The following is a 364-nucleotide window of genomic DNA, read 5'->3' as shown; positions in this document are numbered from 1 at the left end:
TGCTGGGCGCGTGACGACAGCGATGAGCAACCTCACCATCGACACAGACGCCACCCCTACCGGGGTCTTCGCCCCATCAGGCCCTGCCTGGGAGAAGGCGCTCGAGGGTGTCGAGGAGATGCTGGCCCGGAGCCGCCGGCTCTGGGAGACTCCACAGAAGCTGGAGCAGCGGCGTTTCCACGCAGTCGGCGGGGCCCGGTGAGCATCGCGGGCGGTACCGGAGTTCCCCTGCCAGAGACCACGGGGACGTGCATTCACTTCCGGGCCTGCACGCGCGGGCCCCTGCACCGCACGGTCGACCCTCCGCGAGACATCATATACCGACCACCCGTAAGCCGCACCAGTCCCCCGCCCCAGTGATCGA

Annotated in this window: 1 protein-coding gene; it reads left to right on the top strand. The window is 69.0% G+C overall.

Going from position 1 to position 364, the window contains the following annotated elements:
- Positions 1 to 202: hypothetical protein (locus PUR56_RS00470; protein WP_329947371.1), on the top strand; the 202-nt coding region annotated here is incomplete at its 5' end.
- Positions 203 to 364 lie beyond the last annotated feature (162 nt).

It is taken from the genome of Streptomyces sp. BE303 (genome assembly GCF_036290945.1).
Taxonomy (GTDB): Bacteria; Actinomycetota; Actinomycetes; order Streptomycetales; family Streptomycetaceae; genus Kitasatospora.
The sequence above is the reverse complement of the archived record's forward strand: the minus strand, read 5'-3'. Positions and strand labels throughout refer to the sequence as shown.